General features: G+C 71.9%; 1 pseudogene. It reads left to right on the top strand.

Features of this window, described 5'->3' with window-relative positions:
• Positions 1–1,018: pseudogene (locus AB0J68_RS32515) on the top strand (fused acetyl/propionyl-CoA carboxylase subunit alpha/methylmalonyl-CoA decarboxylase subunit alpha); the annotation flags it as partial.

Here is a 1,018-nt window from a genome sequence, read left to right as displayed (position 1 = left end):
ATCGCCGCGACGCAGGTCCGCTTCCCCGCCATCGCCGACCTGGCCCGGGGCGTGGTGTTCGCCTGGTTCGCGCAGCCGCTGCTGCGCCGCAACCGGGCCCGCGTCTACGCCCAGATCCGGGCGCACCTGCGACACCTGGACGCGCACCCGGACGCCCCCGACCGCGCCGAGCGCATCGCCGAGATGGTCCGCAGCACCGAGCCGCTGGTGCGTCTGCTCGGCCAGCGCCTGGTCCGTGACCACCTGGACAACACAATCATGCTGGAGGTGCTCACCCGCCGCTACTACGGCAACAAGGCCCTCACCCGGGTGCGGACCCGCGAGGTCGCCGACTGCGCCTTCGTGGTCGCCGAACGCGCGGACTCCAGTGTGGTCTCCACGGCGGTGAGCTTCGACGCGCTGGGCGGGGCGCTGCGTGGGCTCGCCGAGCTGGCCGGCGACGAGGACTCCGTCGACGCCGACATCTACCTCGGCTGGGAGAACCAGCCGGAGGACTTCGACGCGATGGCCGCCGCGCTGCTCCAGGTGATCACCGCACATCCGCTTCCGGCGCAGGTCCGCCGGCTCACCACCACCGTCGCGGGTCGCGGCGGGGCGGTCATGCACCACCACTTCACCTTCCGCCCGTCGGACGGCGGAATGGTCGAGGACCGGCTGATCCGCGGTCTGCACCCGTACATCGCGCAGCGGATGCAGCTGGAGCGGCTGCACAAGTTCGACCTGACCCGGCTGCCGTCGTCCGACGAGGAGGTCTACCTCTTCCAGTGCGTGGCGCGGGAGAACCCGGCGGACGAGCGTCTCGTGGCGTTCGCCCAGGTGCGCGACCTGACCGAGCTGCGCGAGCAGGACGGCCGGCTGGTGGCGCTGCCGACGACCGAGGACGCCATCGCGGCCTGCCTCGACTCGATCCGCCGGGCCCAGTCGCGGCGGCCGTCGAAGACGCGCTTCACCACCAACCGGATCGTCGTCTACGTCTGGCCGCCGAGCGAGCTGACCCGCGAGGAGATGGAGATGATCG

The sequence above is a fragment of the Micromonospora sp. NPDC049580 genome, from assembly GCF_040675595.1.
Lineage (GTDB): Bacteria > Actinomycetota > Actinomycetes > Mycobacteriales > Micromonosporaceae > Micromonospora.
The sequence above is the reverse complement of the archived record's forward strand: the minus strand, read 5'-3'. Positions and strand labels throughout refer to the sequence as shown.